The following is a 3,844-nucleotide window of genomic DNA, read 5'->3' as shown; positions in this document are numbered from 1 at the left end:
ATGGAAGCGATCGTTCGCGCCGATGGGCGCCAGTTGCGCCTCATTGAGGGGCAGGAATTCGAGCTGAACCGGGTCGCCGGCGAGCCAGGCGATGTGGTGGACCTGGATGTGCTGATGGTCCTCGACGGGCCGTCGGTGACGGTCGGGACGCCGCTCGTCGAAGGGGCGAAGGTCCGGGCGCGCATTACCCAGCACGGGCGGGCGCCGAAGCTCGTGTTCATGAAGTACAAGAACAAGGTCCGCTACCGGCGGAAGTTCGGACACCGGCAGCCGATCACCCGGCTGGTGGTGGAATCGATCACGAAGGGGTAAGCGAAGATGGCGCACAAGAAGGGCGTCGGCAGCTCAAAGAACGGGCGCGACAGCAACAGCAAGCGGCTCGGCGTGAAGCATTTCGATGGCGAAAGCGTGAAGCCGGGCGCCATCATCCTGCGTCAGCGGGGAACCCGCTTCCACCCCGGTGACAACGTCGGCCTGGGGCGGGACTACACGATCTACTCGCTCATCGATGGGCGAGTGAAGTTCGAGCCGTACGCCAAGGGCCGGCGCAAGAAGATCAGCGTCTACGCGCTGAGTGAGGCCTGAGAGGAGCGCGAGATGAAGCCCGGGATTCATCCCCAGTACGTCGAAGCAACGATTCATTGCTCGTGCGGCAACGAGATTAAGACTCGCTCGACAAAGGCCACGATTCACCTGGACGTTTGCAACGTGTGCCACCCGTTCTTCACGGGGGAGCAGCGCATCGTCGACACCGCCGGGCGGGTCGAGCGGTTCAACCGGCGCTTCCAGCGCGGCTGAACCGTCAACGGAGTTCGCGAAGGGGCGCCGCGGTTTCCCGGCGCCCTTTTGGTTTGCAGGGCAGCCGATGGCTTCGGAACCGACACAGGTGTACTACGGCGGCCAGGCCGTCATCGAAGGGGTGATGATCCGCGGGCCGGAGCACATGGCCGTTGCCGTGCGGCACCCCCGCGGCCACATTGTCACGCATTCGGAGCGGCTGACCGGGATCTACACCGGCCGGTCGCGGCGGATCCCCCTGGTGCGGGGGGTGGTGGTGCTCTGGGAGACGCTGGCCCTGGGGATGCGGGCGCTACAGTTCTCCTCGCGGATCGCGTTCGAGGAGGAAGACGAGAGCAAGAAGCCGGAGCCGTTCCCGGAGAAGGCGTTCCTCGGCACGATGCTGCTCTCGCTGCTGTTCGTGGTGGCGGTGTTCTTCGCCGCGCCGATTTTCCTCGCCCACCTGCTGGAGCGATGGGATGTGGCGCGCTTCTGGGTGGTGCTGGCGGAAGGCCTTATCCGACTCGGGCTGTTTATCGGCTACATCGCGGCGATCGGGCTCATCCCGGATATCCGGCGGGTGTTCCAGTACCACGGCGCCGAGCACATGACCATCCATGCGTACGAAGCCGGGCGACCGCTAACCGTGGAGGAGGTCCGGCGGTTCCCGAAGGAGCACCAGCGCTGCGGGACGAGCTTCTTGCTGGTGGTGGTGATGGTGGCGCTGGTGCTGTTCTTCGTGTTCGACCTGCTGGTGGACGAGGGCCTGCTGGTGCGGGTGGCCTCGCGGGTGCTGCTCATCCCGGTGGTGGCCGGACTGAGTTACGAGCTGCTGCGGCTGGGCGCCCGCTACCGGCACCTCCGGCCGGTGCGCTGGGCGTTCGCGCCGAACATCGCCCTCCAGGGGCTGACCACGCGCGTGCCGGATGACGCGCAGATCGAGGTGGCGCTCGCGTCGTTCGAGGCGACGCTGGCGGCGGCCGGGGTGCAGGCAGCGGCGCAGCGCGGCAGCGGCTGACGAAATTTTCACACTTCGGGCCTTCCGGGATTAGAACGTCTGTTCTATAGTCGGAGGTCCAATGACCTTCGCCTGCTTCCTCGTCCCGTGGTTTGCGATCGCGATCGCCAGGCGGGAAGCGCCGCAGCTGGCGGGGCGCCCGGTGGTGGTGGGCGGTTCGCCGGAGGAGCACGCGGAGGTGACGGCCTGTTCACCGGAGGCGATGGCCGCGGGGGTGCAGCCGGGCATGAGCCTGCGGCGGGCGCTGGCGCTCTGCCCGGGGGCGGTGTTCCTGCCGCTTTCGCGGGCGGCGGTGGCAGATGAGGCGCGGCGGCTGGTCGCGTTCTTCCGGGAGCGATGCCCGGTGGTGGAGCCGATCGCCGAGGGGCACCTGCACGCGGATATCCGGGGCATGCCAGAGCTGGCCGGGCTGGGCACTGCGGAGTACCTGGGGGCGCTCCGGGAGAGCGCGGAGGCAGCGATGGGGCTGCCGGTGCTGGCCGGGGCGGCGCAAACGGTGTTCTCGGCGCACGCGGCCTGCAGCGCCCTGGCGCTGGGCTGCCGGATCGCGGGGGATGATGGCCGGCGGCGCCGTTCGCTGGTGGTGGTGCCCGGGCGGGAGCGGGAGTTCCTGGCGCACCTGCCGATCGAGGTCCTGCCGGTGGATGCCGCGATGCAGCAGCGGCTGCGGCTGTTCGGGATCGTGCGGCTGGGGCAGGTGGCTTCGCTGCCGCTTTCGGCGGTGCAGGCGCAGTTCGGGCCAGCGGGCCGGCGGGCGTGGGAGCTGGCGAACGGGCGGGACGACGAGGGCGTGCGTCCCGTTGCCGAGGAGCTGCAGGTGACGGAGGAGGTCGAGCTCCCCGCAGCCGCGGTCACGCGGGAGGCGCTGCTGGCGGCCAGCGAGGCGGCCTTCGTGCGGGCCTTCGCACGCCCGGAGCTGAGCGGGCGCGCCATCCGCCTGGCGGAGTGGTGGGCTGCGCTCGAGGACGGGACTCGTGCCGCGCGGAAGCTGGGTTTCCGCGAGCCCACCGCCGACCCCCGCCACGCGCTCTTCGTGCTCCGCGGGAAACTCGAGGGCCTGCGGCTGCCGGCGCCGGCGGTGGGCGTGGGCGTCACCCTCTCGGGGGCGTGCAGCGAATACGCCCACCAGCAGCTCCTGTGGCCGGCGGGGCGCGGGCGGCAGCGCGAGCTGGATGAGGCGGTGGCGCAGCTGCATGCACGGGCCGGCGGGCCGCAGGTCTACCGGATTGTGGAGGTGCAACCGTGGTCGCGAATCCCGGAACGGCAGACAGCGCTGGTGGCGTTCGGTTCCTGAACCGGCCGCGGGGTATCGCCGCGGAGGCGAACGCTGACGGCGAACCGACGGCCATCGCCTGGCGCGGGCGGATGGTGCCCGTCCGGGCAATTCTCGACCGCTGGCGGATCGATGACGAGTGGTGGCGGGAGGAGATTTCGCGGCGCTACTTCGCGGTGGAGCTCGCCGGCGGGCGCCGCCTGACGGTATTCCAGGACCTCGTCAGCGGGGGGTGGTTTCTCCAGCCGTACCTGGCTGCCCGGGACGATGACGGCCGGCGGCCAGGAGCCGGGCCACCTCCGCCAGGCGGGCGCCGAGCCGCCGGGCCTGCGCCGCATCCTCGGGCGTGACCTCGCCGTGGGCGGTGGCGCCGTAATACGAGCCGGAGCGCCGCATCGTCTCGCTCCACGGGAGCCCGACCACCACCATGCCGTGGGCGAGGACGAGGTGGATGAGCTGCAGCAGGGTGGCCTCGGTGCCGGCCGAGCGGGAGTAGCCGGCGGTGAAGGCCGCGGCCGGCAGCCCGGCCAGCTCGCCCGTTTCCCACAGGTCGCCGGAGGTATCGAACCACTCCTTCAGCCGGCCGGTGATGCCGCTCCAGTTGGGCGAGCCGAGGGCGAGGCCGTCGCAGGCGAGCAGGTCGGTGGGGCTGGCCTCTTCGACCGTGCGGCGCAGGCAGACGCCGCCGGCCTCGCGGATGCCCGCTTCGATGGCGTCGGCGAGGCGGGCGGTCAGCCCTCCGCGGGAGTCGTAGAGGAGCAGGATGCGAGCCAGTG

At 70.6% G+C, this 3,844-nt stretch carries 6 protein-coding genes and 1 pseudogene; 6 read left to right on the top strand and 1 reads right to left on the bottom strand.

What is annotated here, in order from left to right; all coding sequences use genetic code 11:
- The 6 genes and pseudogenes from rplU to VAE46_RS13540 form a co-directional block, all read left to right on the top strand.
- Positions 1–312: 50S ribosomal protein L21 (gene rplU / locus VAE46_RS06910; RefSeq protein ID WP_322796188.1), on the top strand; the 312-nt coding region annotated here is incomplete at its 5' end.
- Between the two features lie 6 nt (positions 313–318).
- Entirely contained in the window at positions 319–585 is a 267-nt protein-coding gene (gene rpmA, locus VAE46_RS06905; protein WP_322796187.1) for a 50S ribosomal protein L27, read from the top strand.
- Between the two features lie 12 nt (positions 586–597).
- A complete protein-coding gene (gene rpmE / locus VAE46_RS06900) occupies positions 598–798 on the top strand; it encodes a 50S ribosomal protein L31 (protein WP_322796186.1) in 201 nt (66 codons plus the stop codon).
- A 67-nt stretch (positions 799–865) separates the two neighbouring features.
- A complete protein-coding gene (locus VAE46_RS06895; protein ID WP_322796185.1) occupies positions 866–1,795 on the top strand; it encodes a DUF1385 domain-containing protein in 930 nt (309 codons plus the stop codon).
- Between the two features lie 61 nt (positions 1,796–1,856).
- The gene (locus VAE46_RS06890) at positions 1,857–3,089 is read left to right on the top strand and encodes a hypothetical protein (protein ID WP_322796184.1); all 1,233 of its coding nucleotides are present in this window, start codon (positions 1,857–1,859) and stop codon (positions 3,087–3,089) included.
- A pseudogene (locus VAE46_RS13540) lies at positions 3,038–3,250 on the top strand (DUF6504 family protein); the annotation flags it as partial. The gene VAE46_RS06890 and the pseudogene VAE46_RS13540, both read left to right, overlap by 52 nt.
- Before the next feature lie 40 nt (positions 3,251–3,290).
- Here the strand turns inward: VAE46_RS13540 and VAE46_RS06885 are convergent.
- Positions 3,291–3,844 (bottom strand): flavodoxin family protein (locus VAE46_RS06885; RefSeq protein WP_322796183.1); only part of this gene is annotated, 554 nt, incomplete at its 5' end.

The sequence above is a fragment of the Tepidiforma sp. genome, assembly GCF_034433535.1.
Classification (GTDB): Bacteria; Chloroflexota; Dehalococcoidia; order Tepidiformales; family Tepidiformaceae; genus Tepidiforma.
The sequence above is the reverse complement of the archived record's forward strand: the minus strand, read 5'-3'. Positions and strand labels throughout refer to the sequence as shown.

Excerpts from the sequence above, each read along its gene's own strand:
- rpmA (WP_322796187.1), top strand. The coding sequence starts at position 319 with ATGGCGCACAAGAAGGGCGTCGGCAGCTCAAAGAACGGGCGCGACAGC.
- rpmE (WP_322796186.1), top strand. The coding sequence starts at position 598 with ATGAAGCCCGGGATTCATCCCCAGTACGTCGAAGCAACGATTCATTGC.
- VAE46_RS06895 (WP_322796185.1), top strand. The coding sequence starts at position 866 with ATGGCTTCGGAACCGACACAGGTGTACTACGGCGGCCAGGCCGTCATC.
- VAE46_RS06890 (WP_322796184.1), top strand. The coding sequence starts at position 1,857 with ATGACCTTCGCCTGCTTCCTCGTCCCGTGGTTTGCGATCGCGATCGCC.